14 protein-coding genes are annotated in these 17,262 nt (G+C 55.5%); 3 read left to right on the plus strand and 11 right to left on the minus strand.

Annotated elements, in window-relative coordinates; translation table 11 throughout:
• Positions 1-191 precede the first annotated feature (191 nt).
• On the minus strand, positions 192-1,394 hold the full coding sequence (locus H7K52_RS09585) for a serine hydrolase (protein ID WP_182629980.1): 1,203 nt from the start codon (positions 1,392-1,394) through the stop codon (positions 192-194).
• A 272-nt stretch (positions 1,395-1,666) separates the two neighbouring features.
• Here H7K52_RS09585 and H7K52_RS09590 point away from each other — a divergent pair, with 272 nt between their 5' ends.
• A complete protein-coding gene (locus H7K52_RS09590) occupies positions 1,667-2,323 on the plus strand; it encodes an HAD family hydrolase (RefSeq protein ID WP_003852323.1) in 657 nt (218 codons plus the stop codon).
• Positions 2,324-2,461: 138 nt separating this feature from the next.
• On the opposite strand, the gene H7K52_RS09595 is transcribed toward H7K52_RS09590, so the two are convergent.
• From H7K52_RS09595 to H7K52_RS09630, 8 genes are all read right to left on the minus strand, one after another.
• On the minus strand, positions 2,462-3,598 hold the full coding sequence (locus H7K52_RS09595; RefSeq protein ID WP_182629981.1) for a PQQ-dependent sugar dehydrogenase: 1,137 nt from the start codon (positions 3,596-3,598) through the stop codon (positions 2,462-2,464).
• A gap of 118 nt (positions 3,599-3,716) precedes the next feature.
• On the minus strand, positions 3,717-4,352 hold the full coding sequence (locus H7K52_RS09600) for a carbonic anhydrase (protein ID WP_003852320.1): 636 nt from the start codon (positions 4,350-4,352) through the stop codon (positions 3,717-3,719).
• Positions 4,353-4,747: 395 nt separating this feature from the next.
• Positions 4,748-5,197 (minus strand): DUF4385 domain-containing protein, encoded by a 450-nt coding sequence (locus tag H7K52_RS09605; protein ID WP_003852318.1) that lies wholly within the window; start codon positions 5,195-5,197, stop codon positions 4,748-4,750.
• Positions 5,194-6,099, minus strand: coding sequence for a glutathione ABC transporter permease GsiD (gsiD, locus tag H7K52_RS09610; RefSeq protein WP_003852316.1), 906 nt, complete (start codon positions 6,097-6,099; stop codon positions 5,194-5,196). Before gsiD ends, H7K52_RS09605 begins: the two co-directional genes overlap by 4 nt.
• Positions 6,096-7,025, minus strand: a complete 930-nt coding sequence (gsiC, locus tag H7K52_RS09615; RefSeq protein WP_003852314.1) for a glutathione ABC transporter permease GsiC — start codon at positions 7,023-7,025, stop codon at positions 6,096-6,098. Before gsiC ends, gsiD begins: the two co-directional genes overlap by 4 nt.
• A 46-nt stretch (positions 7,026-7,071) precedes the next feature.
• Positions 7,072-8,607, minus strand: a complete 1,536-nt coding sequence (gene gsiB, locus H7K52_RS09620) for a glutathione ABC transporter substrate-binding protein GsiB (protein ID WP_140033576.1) — start codon at positions 8,605-8,607, stop codon at positions 7,072-7,074.
• A 54-nt stretch (positions 8,608-8,661) separates the two neighbouring features.
• Positions 8,662-10,518, minus strand: coding sequence for a dipeptide ABC transporter ATP-binding protein (locus H7K52_RS09625; RefSeq protein ID WP_008925822.1), 1,857 nt, complete (start codon positions 10,516-10,518; stop codon positions 8,662-8,664).
• Positions 10,519-10,527: 9 nt separating this feature from the next.
• Positions 10,528-11,487: an isoaspartyl peptidase/L-asparaginase family protein gene (locus tag H7K52_RS09630; RefSeq protein ID WP_003852309.1), complete on the minus strand. Its 960-nt coding sequence runs from the start codon at positions 11,485-11,487 to the stop codon at positions 10,528-10,530.
• Between the two features lie 256 nt (positions 11,488-11,743).
• Here H7K52_RS09630 and moeA point away from each other — a divergent pair, with 256 nt between their 5' ends.
• On the plus strand, positions 11,744-12,979 hold the full coding sequence (moeA, locus tag H7K52_RS09635; RefSeq protein ID WP_008925821.1) for a molybdopterin molybdotransferase MoeA: 1,236 nt from the start codon (positions 11,744-11,746) through the stop codon (positions 12,977-12,979).
• A complete protein-coding gene (moeB, locus tag H7K52_RS09640) occupies positions 12,980-13,738 on the plus strand; it encodes a molybdopterin-synthase adenylyltransferase MoeB (RefSeq protein WP_105099361.1) in 759 nt (252 codons plus the stop codon). It begins immediately after the preceding gene.
• A 526-nt stretch (positions 13,739-14,264) separates the two neighbouring features.
• On the opposite strand, the gene H7K52_RS09645 is transcribed toward moeB, so the two are convergent.
• Positions 14,265-15,857: an ABC-F family ATPase gene (locus H7K52_RS09645; protein ID WP_182629982.1), complete on the minus strand. Its 1,593-nt coding sequence runs from the start codon at positions 15,855-15,857 to the stop codon at positions 14,265-14,267.
• Positions 15,858-16,035: 178 nt separating this feature from the next.
• Positions 16,036-16,437 carry an H-NS family histone-like protein gene (locus H7K52_RS09650; protein ID WP_003850507.1) on the minus strand — a complete coding sequence of 134 codons (402 nt, stop codon included), beginning with the start codon at positions 16,435-16,437 and terminating at the stop codon, positions 16,036-16,038.
• Positions 16,438-17,262: the final 825 nt, after the last annotated feature.

The raw sequence follows: 17,262 nt of genomic DNA on the forward strand, positions 1-17,262 counted from the left end.
CCTGAGGGGCGCCCGTAAAGGGGCCAACGCGTTGCGTTGTTCAAAAACGCTCCCGGCGTTTTTGTCTATGCCGCGGGACGCTTGCCTCCTTTGACCGTGTTCCCTGCACGTTAAGCTAATTCATTGCTGCCAGATGCATCCTGATTTGGGTTTGCCAGCAGTCAGCAGGGACGCCTCAGCGTCCCTCAGACTTATGAAAACCACTTCCCGAACCAGCCGTTGAACTTCATCATCACGAAATCAATCATCCGGCTGAAGAAGCCGCCTTCCGGCACGTCCTGCAGCACCACCAGCGGACGCTGCTCAATCGTTTTGCCATCCAGCTGGAAGTCGATGGTGCCGACCACCTGATTCTTCTTCAGCGGCGCTTCAAGCTGCGGCGCATTGAGTTTAAAACTCGCCTTCAGATTCTTCATCTGCCCTTTCGGGATGGTCAGCGCGGCATCTTTCGCCACGCCCAGATTCACCTGACTCTTGTCACCGAACCAGACCCGCTGCTGCGCAAATGGTGCATCCGCTTTAATTGGCGTCACTGTTTCATAGAATCGGAAGCCCCACGTCAGCAGCTTTTCACTTTCGCGGAAACGAATCGCATCGCTGGAGGTGCCGAGTACCACCGAGATCAGACGCATATCGCCCTCGGTCGCGGAGGCCACCAGGTTATTGCCTGCGCCTGAGGTATGGCCGGTTTTAACGCCATCCACTTTGAGGTTGGTGCTCCACAACAGACGGTTGCGGTTGATCTGACGAATATTGTTAAAGGTGAACTCTTTCTCTTTATTCAGGGCGTACTCTTCAGGCACATCGCGGATCAGCGCCTGAGCAATCAGCGCCATATCCCGCGCAGTGCTGTACTGCCCTTCTGCATCCAGACCATGCACCGTCATAAAGTGGGTGTTCTGCAGTCCCAGCGCCTTCACGTAGTTATTCATCAGGCCGATGAACGAATCCTGACTGCCTGCCACATAATCCGCCAGCGCGATACAGGCATCATTACCGGACTGAATCACAATTCCTTTATTCAGCTCATGCACCGGAATGCGGTCGCCAGGCTTGAGGAACATCAGCGAAGAGCCGCGCAGCTTAGGATTGCCAGTCGCCCAGGCATCCTGTCCGACGGTGACCAGATCATCCGGTTTGATTTTGCCTGCTTTAATTGCCTGACCCACTACGTAGCTCGTCATCATCTTAGTCAGACTGGCGGGATCGAGACGCTGATCGGCACTGGATTCAGTCAGCACTTTACCGCTGGCGTAGTCGATCAGAATCCACGCTTTAGCATCAATGCCGGGCGCGGCGGGAGCCTGCTCAGCAAAAACGCTGATGGGGGCAAGAATCAGTAATGAGGTGGCAGCAAAGTGCCGCAGGCGAGATGAGAAGCGAGTGTTTGTCATGAGCTTGGCCGGATTGTCCTTGTTAAATCGAAATTCCAGGGGCAGAAAATTCTCACTCAAACGCTACCCCCTGACGGCAGTGAAAAAAACCGTCGAATCGTAAAGTTTTTTAGAGTTTAGTAGAGTAACCCTGGCATAAACGCCGCGCGCGTGCCCCTTTTTTCCGATTCTGTCGCCACCAAAACTGCGTGAAATTCCGATTTTTCGCAGAAGAGTTAAGCCCGTCACAAATATCAGCTAACCTGAACGCCAGTCAGCCGAGGAGACCGACCATGGACTTAGCCCTTTTTGATCTTGATGAAACACTCATTTGTGAAGACAGCACCAGCCTGTGGCTGCGCTGGCTGGTATCACAGGGATTTGCTCCCAGCGAACTGATTGATCAGGAACAGGCATTAATGAATCAGTATTATGCCGGTACGCTGTCGATTGAAGAGTATATGAATAAGACGCTCTCACCGCTGGCGGGCATGGCGACGCTGACCGTTGAAGGCTGGGTGCGTCGCTTCATTCAGCGCGACATCCTGCCTCGTGTCTATCCGGCCGCCCGCGAGCGGATCGAATGGCATCGGGCGCGCGGCGACCGGGTGATGATCATCTCTGCCAGCGGCGAGCATCTGGTGGTGCCGATTGCTGAGAAACTCGGAGCCTGCGGCGCGCTGGCGATTGGTGTTGAAATCGTGGACGAGCGTTACAGCGGCAACACCTACGGCACCATGACCTATAAAGAGGGCAAAGTGACCCGACTGGGTGACTGGAAAGCGCTGCAGCAGCAGGAGCACTTTGAGCGCACCTGGGCCTACAGTGATTCAATGAACGACCTGCCGCTCCTGGAGCAGGCCGATCATGCCCATGTCATCAACCCGGATGCGCAGCTACACCAGGAAGCGTTAAACCGTGGATGGCAGGTTTATCACTGGGCTCGCTGATTCAGCGTCGTGTCCATCGGGCGTAATTTTTGCAGACAGCCTGGGCGCTGAACAATCGGAACGCACATGGAGTACGCGAGGGTTGCGAGCAGAGCCAGGTGCAGACTGAAAAATTAACTCACCTGATGGACAAGGTTTTTAGCCGCGGGATGCGCCAGCGTCCTGCATTAATCCCACTCTCAACAGCTTGCCATTGGCCTCATCGGTCAGCACATAGAGATAGCCATCCGGCCCCTGTCGCACATCACGAATCCGCACATTCTGATCCCCCAGCAGCCGCTGCTCCTCCACCACTTTTTCGCCGTTAATACTCAGACGAATCAGGTTTTTCTCTTTCAGTGCACCGATGAATAGCGAGTTTTTCCACTGGGGAAAACGGGCGCTGTTATAAAACGCCATGCCGCTGATAGCCGGAGAAACTTTCCAGTGATAAAGCGGCTGTTCGGTGCCCGCGACATGAGTGCCTTTTGACTCCGGCACGTTGTCGCCATTGTAGTCAATGCCGTACGTCGCCAGCGGCCAGCCGTAATTCTTGCCCCGGGCCATGATATTCACTTCATCGCCGCCTCGCGGGCCATGCTCGTTTTCCCATATCATGCCGGTCCAGGGGTTAAGCGCCAGTCCCTGCGGATTACGCAGACCATAGGCCCAGATTTCTGGCCGTGCGCCGGCCTTTTTCACAAACGGGTTATCGTCGGGCACGCTGCCATCAGCATTCAGCCGCAGCAGCTTGCCCTGAAGCTTATCGAGATCCTGCGCCGCACTGCTGACAAAATTATCGCCGAATGCAATCCAGAGATAACCCTGGGTATCAAAGGCCAGCCGGGTGCCGATATTGTTGCCGCTGGAGAGCATCGGCGTCTGCCGAATCACCTCACGAAAATCGCTGAGCTGCCGGTTATCCTGGCTCAGCGTCCCGACGCCCACTACCGCGCCCGCTTTGCCGCTGCTGTTCGCCTCGGTGTAGCTCAGCCAGACGCGACGGCTGGTCGCAAAATCGGGTGCCAGCACCACGTCCAGCAAACCACTCTGCCGTTCTGCCCAGACTGTCGGCACCCCTTTGATTGGCTGCGACAGACCGCTCTCCGGGCTCCAGCTGCGCAACTGTCCGCTACGTTCGGTAATCAGCAGGGTTTTGTTGTCGGGCAGAAAGGCAACGGACCATGGATGTTGTAACTTATCCTGTAATACCTCAACTTTCACGTCAGCGGCAAACAGCGGCGAAGCGCAGAATAGCGCGCTACTCAGCAGCAGAGCGGTCGAAAAACGGGACATAGGGATCTCCTGACAGGATGGCTTGACCTTAAGCGTAGTCATCCGTCGCGGGGTGAACCTGAGGATTTACAAAAGATTAAACAGGAAACCCGCTGCAGGACGCAGCGGGTGAAAGGCATTACTCGAAACAGGTATCCGGATTATCCGACAGGGTGATGAACTGCTTGCCACCCTGGGTCAGCGCCATAATGGTGCCGCTTTCGATATCGTAGACCCAGCCGTGCAGACGCAGCTTGCCATTACGCAGGGCAACGGAGACCGACGGATGGGTTTTCATGTTGTTGAGCTGGGCGATAACGTTCTCTTTGACCATTTCGTTCAGCTTCTTCTCTGGCGAGTCATACTGACGCTGCTCAACCACCGCTTTTGCCGCATCGGCATAACGCAGCCAGTGCTCAACCGCTGGCATGGTATCCATGCAGGCGCAGGAGGCGATGGCATTCATGGCACCACAGTTAGAGTGACCACAGATGATGATGTCGGAGACACCCAGTGCGACAACCGCATATTCGATAGTGGCAGAGACACCGCCTGGCTCCGGGCCGAATGAGGGAACGATGTTGCCCGCATTGCGGATAACGAACAGCTCTCCTGGCTCCTGCTGTGTTACCAGTTCAGGCACCAGACGGCTGTCTGAACAGGAGATGAACAGCGCTTTCGGATTTTGATTTGACGCCAGGCTTTTGAAAAGATCCTTCCTTTCAGGAAACACATTCTGCTGGAAATTCAGAAATCCGTTGATGATCTCTTTCATTATTTAGCTCTCACATTATCCATTTCATTACCTGAGGAGCATAGCCTCCTCAGTGGGGTTTGCTGGTTTATTATTAATGAAAACAAGTGAATATCAACCCGAGTTTTGCAGTCAGCCCTGGACCATCGCCACTGTCAGCGTTTCGCTTATCGGTCAGCCAGAAGCATCCTGGTTGATTTCTTTTTATAGCACGGGAAGTTACTGGAAAAGGTAACGTTTGATCCGTCTGCTTTTTTTACCTGAGATCGCGCTCCGCTTTTACGCGTTTTTTCACTACTTTACGCACGACATAGCAGGTGGACGTACTTTCACTTTTACGTCAGCGGATGTGGCACACGCTGGAGGGCCGCCTGAACCGCAATGCTGCGCGACAGGCCGCCGGGGGGAATCAGCACTCAGCCATACTGTTGCTGATGCGCTTTTTTACGTTTCAGATAGTCCTCATCTTCCCGAAGTTTATCCCAGTACGCTTTGAAAATGGCCGCCGCTGCGGCTTTCTCTTCGTTGACGCCGCGCGGCAGCTCTTTGCCGTCTGCGTCATACTTGCGTCCGCCTTTATGATTGCTGTAGCGACGCGCTCGGGTATACCCCATCTGGATAAATTTGCGCGCCATATCCATACCGACAAAATCATCCTGACGCCGGTAATCCTCAAACAGCGCCATGATTTTCTCAGCCGACTCTTCAGCAATGGGGACAGTGCGAAAACGCCAGTGCGGCAGAATTTCGCTCTTATAAGGCTCGACCATCAGCACACCCTGCTCGCCTCGCCCGACCTGATAACGCTCGGGATGCTGGCGGAAATCAATCGTGCTGAAGTCCTGATCATAATCGAAAGGTTTCATCTCTTTAGTTTAGGATCAAGTGCGTCACGCAGCCCGTCTCCCAGTAAATTAAATGCCAGAACCGTGAAGAAAATGGCCAGACTGGGGAAAATCGCTACATGAGGCGCAATCACCATGTCGGCACGCGCCTCATTCAGCATCGCGCCCCACTCCGGTGTGGGCGGTTGTGCACCCAGCCCCAGAAACGACAGGCTGGCAGCGGTGATGATCGAAGTGCCGACCCGCATGGTGAAATAGACCACAATCGGCGATACCGTACCGGGCAGGATATGCCGCATCAGAATGGTCCAGTCAGACGCGCCAATACTGCGTGCTGACTCAATATAGGTCTGATGCTTCAGCACCAGCGTATTGCCGCGCACCAGGCGGGCAAAGGCGGGAATACTGAAGATAGCCACCGCCACAATCACGTTGCTCATGCCGCTGCCCATGATCGCCACCACCGCAATTGCCAGCAGGATGCCGGGAAACGCGAACAGCACGTCACAGATGCGCATGGTAATGCGGTCCCACCAGCCTTCGTAATACCCGGCAAGCAGCCCAAACAGCGTGCCAATCAATGCGCCGATCACCACCGAAAAGAAACCGGCAATCAGGGAAATACGCGTCCCGACCAGCACCCGGCTGAAAATATCACGACCCAGCGAATCGACACCAAACAGGTGAATCAGGGACGGGCCCTCATTGAGCCGGTCATAATCGAAGTAGTTCTCTGCGTCGAACGGCGCAATCCACGGAGCGATAACCGCCAGCACAATCAGCAGCAGTACAAACGCGCCGGCCAGCAGCGCCACCGGCTGCTGCCGGAAGCGCCGCCAGAACTCTCGCCATGGCGTACGAACCCGGTTCTCCGCAATCAGCGGCATTGTTTTCAGGGCCGCTTCACGTCGCCAGTTTTTCATCGCGACTCCTTAAAGCGAATAGCGGGATTGATCACCGCATAGAGCATGTCGACAAACAGATTGATCAGAATAAACTCCAGTGAAAACAGCAGCACCTCTGCCTGAATAACCGGATAGTCGCGCATCGCCACCGAGTCGACCAGCAGACGGCCCAGTCCCGGCCAGTTAAACACCACTTCGACGACGATCGATCCCCCAAGCAGAAAACCAAACTGCAGCCCCATCATCGTCACCACCGGGATCATCGCGTTGCGAAGGCCGTGTTTCACCACCACCAGCGACTCGCGTACCCCTTTAGCCCTGGCGGTGCGCATGTAATCTTCCTGCATCACCTCCACGAACGACGCGCGGGTAAAGCGTGCCATTACCGCCGCCACCGCCGCACCTAAGGTGATCGAGGGCAGAATGTAATGTTTCCAGCTGTCAGCACCGACGGTTGGCAGCCAGCCCAGCTCCACTGAGAAGACCTGCATCAGCAGCATGCCCAGCGCAAAGGCGGGAAACGAGATGCCCGATACCGCCAGCGTCATCCCCAGCCTGTCAGGCCAGCGGTTGCGCCAGACAGCCGAAACAATGCCGATGGTCATGCCAAAAATCACCGCCCAGATCATGCTGGCCAGCGTCAGCCACAGGGTCGGCATAAAGCGCGAGGCGATCTCATCCGCAACCGGCCGCTTTGAGACCATCGACTGGCCGAAATCACCCTGCAGCGCATTCAGCATAAAATGCCAGAACTGTTGCGGCAGCGGCTGATCCAACCCCAGTTCCTGACGCACCAGCGCCACCACGGAGGCATCAGCTTCCGGCCCGGCAATCAGGCGTGCCGGATCGCCCGGCAGCATATGAACAAACAGGAACACCAGCACCGCCACTATCAGCAGCGTTGGAATCAGCCCCAACAGTCGTTTAAGAAAATAGTTAAACATGCAACATCCTGCAGCTGCGGCCAGCCACGCAGGCTGGCCGGCTCCGTTACTTCAGAGTGGCCTCATCAAAATTGAATGAGGTATCGGGCATCACATAAAAACCGCTGAGGTTTTTGCTGTTGGCAGAAACCAGCTGCTCCACCACCAGCGGGATCCACGGATGGTCCTGCCAGATGGTGTCCTGCGCATCTTTATACAAGCGCGCTTTCTCTGCACGGTCAGTGGTTTTCAGCGCATCGGCCAGATCTTTATCCACCTTAGGATTGCTGTAAAACGCCGTGTTAAAGATCGCCGGTGGCCAGGCTGCGGTAGCAAACAGTGGCGTCAGCGCCCAGTCTGCTTCGCCCGTTGAAGCAGACCAGCCGGTGTAGAACATCCGCACGCCGCTCTCTTTCTGGCCCTTGCCCTCCACTTCTGCGGCACGCTGGCCCGCATCCATCGCCGTGACTTTTACCTTCACGCCAACCTGCGCCAGCTGCTGCTGAGTGAACTGCAACACTTTCTGCGCGGTGCTGTGGTTATGTGATGACCAAAGCGTAGTTTCAAACCCGTTCGGATAACCCGCCTCTTTCAGCAACGCACGGGCTTTGGCTGGATCGTAGCTGATGGCCGGATAGGTCTGTGCAAAGTCGACAGCGGACGGCACGATGCCGGTAGCGGGTGTGGCATAACCGGAGAAAGCCACTTTCGCCAGCGCCTGACGGTTGATGGCATATTCCAGCGCCTCACGTACCTTCGGGTTGTCGAACGGCTTCTGAGTGACGTTGAGGCTGATATAACGCTGCATAATGGAAGGTGAGGTCACCACATCCAGCTTGCTGTTCTTTTCCAGCAGTTTCACCTGCTCATAAGGCACCGGGAAAGCAAAGTTTGCTTCGCCGGTCTGCAGCATCGCCGCACGGGTGTTGTTGTCCACCACCGGACGCCAGGTGATGCTGTCCAGCTTCGGATAGCCCGGCTTCCAGTAACCGTCCCACTTCTTCACTTTCACAAAATCGGTCTGGTTCCAGGTTTCAAACACAAACGGGCCGGTTCCTACCGGATGGAAACCGATCTCTTTGCCATATTTTTTCAGCGCGGCTGGCGAAATCATCGCCGCCGCCGGATGGGCCAGGTTGTTGATAAAGGCAGAGAACGGCTCTTTCAGCGTCACTTTTACCGTCGTCGGATCCACGACTTCCGTACTGGCGATGCGTTTAAACAGGTTGTAGCGCTTGAGATGGTTATCCGGGTTGCTGGCACGATCGAGGTTGACCTTTACCGCTTCCGCATTGAAATCCGTGCCATCCTGGAACTTCACGCCAGGACGCAGCTTGATGGTATACGTCAGGCCGTCGGCGCTGGCCTGATAGCTCTCTGCCAGCACGTTAGTCAGTTTCATATCCTTATCGAAGCCAAACAGACCCTGATAGAAGGATTTCGCGACCGCCTGCGACAGTGTGTCATTGGCGTCATAGGGATCGAGCGTGGTGAAGTTGGACGCGACGGCAATCACCGCATCCTGTGCTGCCCAGGCGGGCAATGTCATTGCGCTGCTTAACACGCCAGCTGCCAGTAACCCTTTACGCATCGTCATCTGCATCTTGTTCTCCTGTAATCCCTGTCGGGTTGGTCGCCGGGGCGACATTGTCACTGTTCAGGTCGCGCTGATAATGTGGCGGGCGACGAAATGGCCCGGAGCCACCTCCATCAGCGGCGCCACTTCAGGTTCATCCCCTAACGCATGGATCGGGCTGGGGATCTCATCGACCAGTAAGGCGCGTTCACGACGCCGGTGAGCCGGATCGGCGACCGGCACCGCTGCCATGAGTTTTCGGGTGTAGGGATGCTGAGGCTGTTCAAACACCGCCTGACGCGGCCCCATCTCGACAATCTGACCGAGATACATCACCGCCACGCGGTGGCTGATACGCTCCACCACCGCCATATCGTGGGAAATAAACAGGAAGGCGATGCCAAACTCGCGCTGCAGGTCGAGCATCAGATTAATAATCTGCGCCTGAATCGACACATCCAGCGCCGAGACGGACTCGTCGGCAATCACCACTTTGGGGTTCAGCGCCAGCGCGCGGGCTATACAGATGCGCTGACGCTGCCCGCCAGAAAATTCATGCGGATAACGCTGAGCATGTTCCGGCAGCAGTCCCACTTTATCCAGCAACCAGGCAACGCGCTGCTCCGCCTCGCGACGCGGCATCGCCTTGTGGACCAGCAGCGGCTCCATGATGGAGAAGCCGACCGTCAGCCGGGGATCCAGCGAGGCGTAGGGATCCTGGAAGATAAACTGAATATCACGCCGCAGATGGGCCAGCGCGGCACCGGAGAGATGATCTATTCGCTGGCCGTCAAACGTCAGCGTGCCGCCCTGACTGGCCACCAGCTTCAGCAGCGAGCGGCCGGTGGTCGATTTACCACAGCCAGACTCCCCCACCAGTGCAAGCGTCTCACCGGCATAGAGATCAAAACTGACTTTTTCGACGGCATGAACCCGGCTTTTAACCCGATTCAGCAGACCACCGCGAATATCAAAGCGGGTGACCAGATCGCGCACCTGCAAAATCGGCGGCTGCAGGCGGCGTACCGTATCCTGCGGCACGTCATCAACGGCATCACTGTGCAGCAAGGGGAATTTGGCGGGCAAAGGCTGCCCCTGCATCGAGCCGAGTTTTGGCACCGCCGCCAGCAGCGCCTGTGTATAGGGCTGCTGTGGTGCGCTGAACAGCTCGGCGACCGGAGCATTTTCCACTACTTCGCCGCGATACATCACCTGCACCCGGTCGGCCATTTCGGCGACCACGCCCATATCGTGAGTGATAAAAATCACTCCCATCTGCATCTCTTTTTGCAGCACGCGGATGAGCTGCAGAATCTGCGCCTGAATGGTGACGTCGAGCGCGGTAGTCGGTTCATCGGCAATCAGTAACGCCGGCTTGCAGCAGAGCGCCATCGCAATCATCACGCGCTGGCGCATCCCACCCGACAACTGATGCGGAAAGCGGGATAAGACATTCTGCGCATCGGGAATGCGCACCAGATCCAGCATCCGGCGCGCCTCTGCCAGCGCCCCGGCGTGGCTCAGACCCTGGTGCAGACGAATGGATTCGGCAATCTGCTCACCCACGGAGAAGACCGGATTCAGTGAGGTCATCGGCTCCTGAAAGATCATCGCCATATCCGCGCCGCGTACCCGGCGCATCTGACCTTTTGAGGCGCGCATCAGATCCAGCACGTCGCCGTTGCGACGGCGCAATTGCACTTCTCCGCTGACGATTCCGCCCGCCTGCTCAATCAGTCTCATCAGCGCCAGCGAGGTGACCGATTTCCCCGAACCTGACTCCCCCACCAGCGCCAGCGTTTCGCCCCGAAACAGATCGAGTGACAAATGACGCACCGCATCCGTGACGGTGTCTTCGTGCTGAAAACGCACATTGAGATCGCGCACCGCGAGTACCTGTTCAGGGGCCAGCGGCGATAATGTTTGCCTGTCGCTCATCACTGCCCCTTAACTTTCGCGATATATCGCGACGTCCGCCGCTTCGCCGACGCGCCCAACACCCCGATACATGCCTTCGCTGTTAAACGGCAGCGCCACGTTACCTGCACGATCCACCGCAATCAGCCCGCCGCTGCCGCCCAGTTCCAGCACGCTGTCATGAATGACATTAACCGTAGCCTGCTGCAGCGAACGTCCGGCGTAGCGCATCTGCGCAGCCACATCGTAGGCCGCCAGCGTGCGCATAAAGACTTCACCGGTGCCGGTACAGGAGACGGCCACGCTGTCGTTGCTGGCGTAGCAGCCCGCACCCGGTAGCGGTGAGTCGCCGACCCGCCCGGCCTGTTTATTGGTCATACCGCCCGTTGAGGTAGCTGCAGCCAGGTTGCCTGCCAGATCCAGCGCGACGGCGCCTACCGTACCGAACTTGCGGTCCGGATCGAGCGGGTCGTCGCTGTGCGCGGCACCATCGTGGTCCAGCACCGCGGTATCGCTGTTCAGCGCGCGCTGCAACTGCTCCCAGCGTTCCGGCGTTGAGAAGTAATCTTGTGCAACCATTTCCAGCCCGTTCGCTACGGCAAACTGCTCTGCACCCTCGCCGATAAACAGCACATGCTCGCTTTTTTCCAGCACGGCACGTGCCGCCAGCACCGGATTACGCACCCGCGTCACGCCCGCGACCGCGCCCACATCCAGCGTACGCCCATCCATGATGCAGGCATCAAGTTCATGAGTGCCCTGATGGGTGAACACCGCGCCTTTACCGGCGTTGAAAAGTGGACACTCCTCCAGCAGTCGCACGGCCTCCGTCACCGCATCCAGTGCGCTGCCACCCTGAGCCAGTATCTGCTGACCCTGAGTAACAATATCGTGTAGCGCCTGACGATAGTGTTGTTCTTTTTCAGCGCTCATTGCTGCGCGCGAAATTGCACCCGCGCCGCCGTGAATGGCGATCACTGCATTGACCATAACGCTTTACCCTGTGGTTGCATCAGGACGAAAAACACTGATTTAAAATGGTTTTCACCCATTTTGGGTGATTTTTGACTATAGAAAGCCTGCTAAGTGTTGTAAAGCGGAAACTGTTCCTGTGGTTATAACCTTTTCTTACCACCCTGATTCATTTTTGCCATAACAACCGGCGCGTCTGACCGACACCGATGTGACTCAGCGGCTAATCCGACTCATAATAGGCAGCATCTGAGTTAACCAGGCTGGACTGTTTATGGAAAGTTTTACTGCAGGTTTGATCTCCCTTGAGGAGGCGCAACAAAAAATGCTGTCACAGCTGACGCCCGTTACCGACTCACTGAGCGTGTCGCTGGCCGACGCGGTCGGCCGCATCACGGCAAAAGCCGTCACCTCCCCGATCGCCGTGCCGCCCTTTGATAACTCTGCGATGGATGGCTACGCCGTCAGGCTGGCCGATGTCAGCAGCGGCCAGCCGTTACCCGTCGCGGGCAAAGCCTTTGCGGGCGCGCCGTTCAGCGGTGAGTGGCCGCAAGGCAGCGTGATTCGCATCATGACCGGTGCCCCAGTGCCCTCAGGCTGTGAAGCGGTGGTGATGCAGGAACAGACCGAATCTCAGGGCGATGCGATTGTGATTACCGCGCCCGTGCGTCCAGGACAAAACATCCGCCTGACCGGCGACGACATTCAGCCAGGTCATGTGGTGCTGGAAGCGGGAACACGTCTGGGTGCCGCCGAGCTGCCGCTGCTGGCTTCGCTGGGTATCGCGCAGGTGAGCGTGCTACGTAAACTGCGGGTCGCTATCTTCTCCACCGGTGATGAGCTTCAGCCGGTCGGTGAGCCGCTGGCAGAGGGCCAGATTTACGACACTAACCGTTTTGCGGTCTCGCTGATGCTGCATAAGCTCAACTGTGAAGTCATCGACCTTGGCATCATCAAAGATGATCCTGCTGCCCTTCGCGCCGCATTTGAGGAAGCCGATCGGCAGGCGGATGTGGTGATCAGCACCGGCGGCGTCTCGGTCGGCGAAGCGGACTTCACTAAAAATATGCTGGAAGAGCTGGGCGCGATTAGTTTCTGGAAACTGGCGATTAAGCCTGGCAAACCATTTGCCTTTGGTCGTCTTAACAGCAGCTGGTTCTGCGGTCTGCCCGGCAATCCGGTCTCCGCCGCCGTGACCTTCTATCAGCTGGTACAGCCGCTGCTTGCCACCCTTACCGGCCAGCAAAAATCCGCCTTGCCGCCCCGTCAGAAAGTGCGCAGCGCCTCGCGACTGAAAAAGTCGCCGGGCCGCCTCGACTTCCAGCGCGGCATCCTGCGCCAGAACGCACAGGGTGATCTGGAGGTGGAGACGACCGGAATGCAGGGTTCACACGTCTTCAGCTCTTTTGCCCAGGCGAACTGTTTCATCGTGCTGGAACGTGAACGCGGAAACGTTGAGCCGGGCGAATGGGTTGAGGTAGAACCGTTCAACGCCTTGCTGGAGGCATAAATGGTGCCTGAATTAAGCGATGAGGAGATACTGCGTTACAACCGGCAGATTGTCCTGCGCGGCTTTGATTTCGACGGTCAGGAGCGGCTCAAAGCGAGTCATGCGCTGGTTGTCGGGCTGGGAGGACTCGGCTGCGCCGCCGCGCCCTATCTGGCGTCTGCGGGCGTCGGCAACATGACACTGCTCGACTTCGATACCGTGTCGCACTCTAATCTGCAACGGCAGATTCTGCACCATGATGTGGATATTGGCCGCGCCAAAGTGGACTCTGCCGCGCAAAGCCTGGCCGCTATCAATCCGCACTGCCTGCTGCATCCGGTCAATGGACAGCTGGAGGACGCAGCGCTGCTGGCGTTGATTGCCCGGCAGCAGGTGGTGCTGGACTGCACCGACAATGTTGCGGTGCGTGAGCAGCTTAACCGGCTCTGTCGGCAGCAGCGGGTGCCTCTGGTCTCGGGCGCCGCAATTCGGATGGAAGGTCAGATCAGCGTATTTAACTGGCAGCCCGGCACGCCCTGCTATCGCTGCATCAGCCGCCTGTTTGGCGAACAGACCCTGAGTTGCGTGGAAGCGGGCGTCATGGCCCCGCTGGTTGGCGTCATTGGTGCAATGCAGGCGATGGAAGGGATTAAAGTACTGACCGCCTTTGGCACACCCGCCACCAGCCGGTTGCTGATGTACGATGCGATGAGCGCGGAGTTCCGCAGCATGAAAGTCGCGCAGGACGCGCACTGTGAAGTGTGTGGCGGTGGAGATTAACCTTCTGCAGATATCCGTTCGCAGACAGCTCAAAACTTAAAGCGAAGGGAGCATACGCCTGTAGCAAAGCATCGCGCCGCCCGGATAAAAACGCCGGGAGCGTTTTTTGAACAACGCAATGCGTTGGCCGGGTTACGAGCGCACCTCAGGGATGAGGTGCGTAATCGCCCGCGCTGAGCATGCCAGTGACGGGGTCTTTTGTGTCTTTGCGAAACACGTATGCTCCCTGAAGCCCGCTCAGCTGATAAGAGTGTGAATGCTTAGCGATCAGATTGAGATCTGCTTCAGGAACACGGGCAGATCGGAAAGTCGCTTAAACCATCCATGGATGCTCGGCCCACGCCGTCCATGGCGTGGGACGCTTTCCTCCTCTGCCCGTGTTCCCTGCGCCTTGAGCATTTGCGTTGCTGTCAGATAACCTATGAGCGTGGCAATCAGCCCAACCCACACCCTCTGACAATCAATAAGCATTCAGCTCTCTCATCAGCACAAAAAAAACGGGGTGGCCTGCGCCACCCCGTTTTTATCAGACGATACCCTGAATGCGCAGGTAATCTTCATAATTACCGGTGAAGTCCACCACCTTGTCTGCTTTCAGCTCAATCACGCGGGTTGCCAGCGAGCTGACAAATTCGCGGTCATGTGAAACAAACACCAGCGTGCCTTCATACATCTCCAGCGCCATATTGAGTGATTCAATCGACTCCATATCCAGGTGGTTGGTCGGCTCATCCATAATCAGAATGTTCGGTTTTTCCATCATCAGCTTACCGAACAGCATACGACCCTTCTCACCACCCGAAAGCACTTTCGCCGGCTTCTTAATATCATCCTGCGAAAACAGCAGACGACCCAGAATACCGCGAATGGTCTGCTCATCATCGCCAGGCTGTTTCCACTGACTCATCCAGTCAAATACTGTCAGGTCATTGGCAAAATCATCGGCATGATCCTGAGCGTAATAACCAATGCGTGCGTTCTCTGACCATTTAACAGTGCCATTATCTGGCGTAAGCTGACCCACCAGCGATTTCAACAGCGTCGACTTACCAATACCGTTGGCACCGATGACCGCCAGTTTCTCACCGACTTCCAGCAGCAGATTTAAATTCTTAAACAGCGGACCGTTATCAAAGCCTTTAGTTAAACCTTCCACTTCCAGCGCATTACGGAACAACTTCTTGTCCTGCTCAAAGCGGATAAATGGGTTCTGACGACTGGACGCTTTCACTTCATCCAGTTTAATTTTATCCATCTGCTTGGCGCGTGATGTCGCCTGACGCGATTTAGAGGCGTTAGCACTAAAACGACTGACGAACGATTGTAAGTCAGCAATCTGCGCTTTCTTCTTCGCGTTATCTGATAACAGACGTTCACGTGCCTGCGTTGCAGCGGTCATATATTCGTCATAATTACCGGAATAAACCCGCAGCTCGCCATAATCCAGATCGGCCATGTGAGTGCAGACCATATTAAGGAAATGACGGTCATGCGAAATGATAATCATGGTGCTGTCACGCTCGTTCAGCACCTGCTCCAGCCAGCGAATAGTGTCGATGTCCAGGTTGTTCGTCGGTTCGTCGAGTAACAAAATATCGGGATTTGAAAACAGCGCCTGTGCCAGCAACACACGCAATTTAAAGCCCGGCGCAATTTCGCTCATCGGGCCGTAATGTTGCTCAACCGGAATACCCACGCCGAGCAATAACTCACCGGCACGGGACTCGGCGCTATAGCCGTCCATCTCACCGTAGAGCGCTTCAAGATCGCCGACTTTATACCCCTCTTCTTCGCTCATCTCGGGCAAAGAATAAATACGGTCGCGCTCCTGCTTCACTTCCCATAATTCATGGTGACCCATGATTACGGTGTCCAGTACGCTGAATTCTTCAAAGGCAAACTGATCCTGACGCAGCTTACCGATACGCTCATTAGGATCGTAAGAGACGTTGCCGCCTGAAGGCACCAGATCGCCACCCAAAATCTTCATGAAGGTGGATTTTCCGCTGCCGTTCGCACCGATTAAACCGTAACGATTACCGCCGCCAAATTTAACGGAGATATTTTCGAACAGTGGCTTGCTGCCAAACTGCATGGTGATATTGCTGCTAACTAACACGGCATTGACCTTTGTGAAGAGAATGGATGAAAAAACGGCGGCTATTATGCCAGATGTGACGCAGCGCACGCCAGCGTCAGGCGTGGATTCCTGGCGGGGTGATTGATATCCCGGCAGAAATAAAAAAGCCGGAGGGCCATATTGGCCCCCCGGCTCCCACTTACAAGGATTGTGTTGATCAATCGATCAGGAAACTGTCCAGGCTTTTACCGGAATCCAGCGCTTTTTTAATCGCTGCCGGGGTACGGCCCTGGCCAGTCCAGGATTTCTGCTCACCATTTTCGTCGGTGTAAGAATATTTAGCCGGACGCGGCGCACGCTTGGTGCGTTTTTTTCCGCTCTCCAGCGCACCTAATAATTCATTAGGATCGATGCCGTCAGCCAGCAGCATTTCGCGATATTTAGACAGCTTTTCTTCTTTTTCGCGATTCTGTGTCTCTTCCGCTTCTGCTTCTTCGCGGCGCTCAGTAACGACTACCGTTAATTTTTCCAGGATCTCTTCAAGATCGGTCAGTGGCAGTTCACGAGCCTGGGCACGTAATGTGCGAATATTGTTCAGTACCTTAAATGCGTCACTCATCACAATGTCCTTGATTAAGGGGGGTTAATAAAACTGTAGCGCCAAGACTACCTAATTCAAATAAAAAAATAAATTATTTTTACGCTACAGATAATTCCTAAGTTTTAATTTCAGTTAAAATCTTACTATTAAATCGGCAGTGGCTGGTAATTTATTAACGCTGAATTAACAACAAATCGCCCTTTTACTCAACCGATGAAAACGATTTCAGCCTTGTTATACCGGCAACAGGCGTTAACGATTTTCGCTAAACGCGCACTACAGCGCGTCATTAATTGCAATTAAAGGTTCGTTGATAGCTGATTAAACGCGTGCCCTGATTGAGATCTCTGTCACACCAGCTTACAGATCATGCCTGAAAAACCGCCTCCCCCACCTTAAATAGTGCAAAATTATTACCGCTCGCGTGTTTTTTTTAATTATCCCTCAGCGTGCAGCCAGCCCTTTTTTAACGGTGAGATTTCCAGCAGCGTCAGATTATTCGCAGCCCGACCGGCTGTGCAATAACTGTAGGGTCTGACTCCGCCTGGTGAATGATCACGTGCTCTCACCTTAACAGTCGTAAGTTGCATTAAAGAATCGTCAAAGAAATAAATTCAGAAAGGTGACACGGCTCAGAATCCAGGATGGCCGGTAACGTAAAAATAATTGCCGGTCAAAAGCGCTGATAATATTCCGGCTAAGACTGGCTGTTTATTTTCTGCAGTCCGGACCGGACGCGTTGGGGCTGCGATGTATGCTAATTCAACGGCTTAGACCATTGAGATTTACATTGAGTGGGTGAGAACCCTTAACTTAACGCGGTTAAAAGGGAGAGATAAAGCG

Origin of the sequence: Pantoea hericii, from assembly GCF_014155795.1 — a bacterium.
GTDB lineage: Bacteria > Pseudomonadota > Gammaproteobacteria > Enterobacterales > Enterobacteriaceae > Pantoea > Pantoea eucalypti.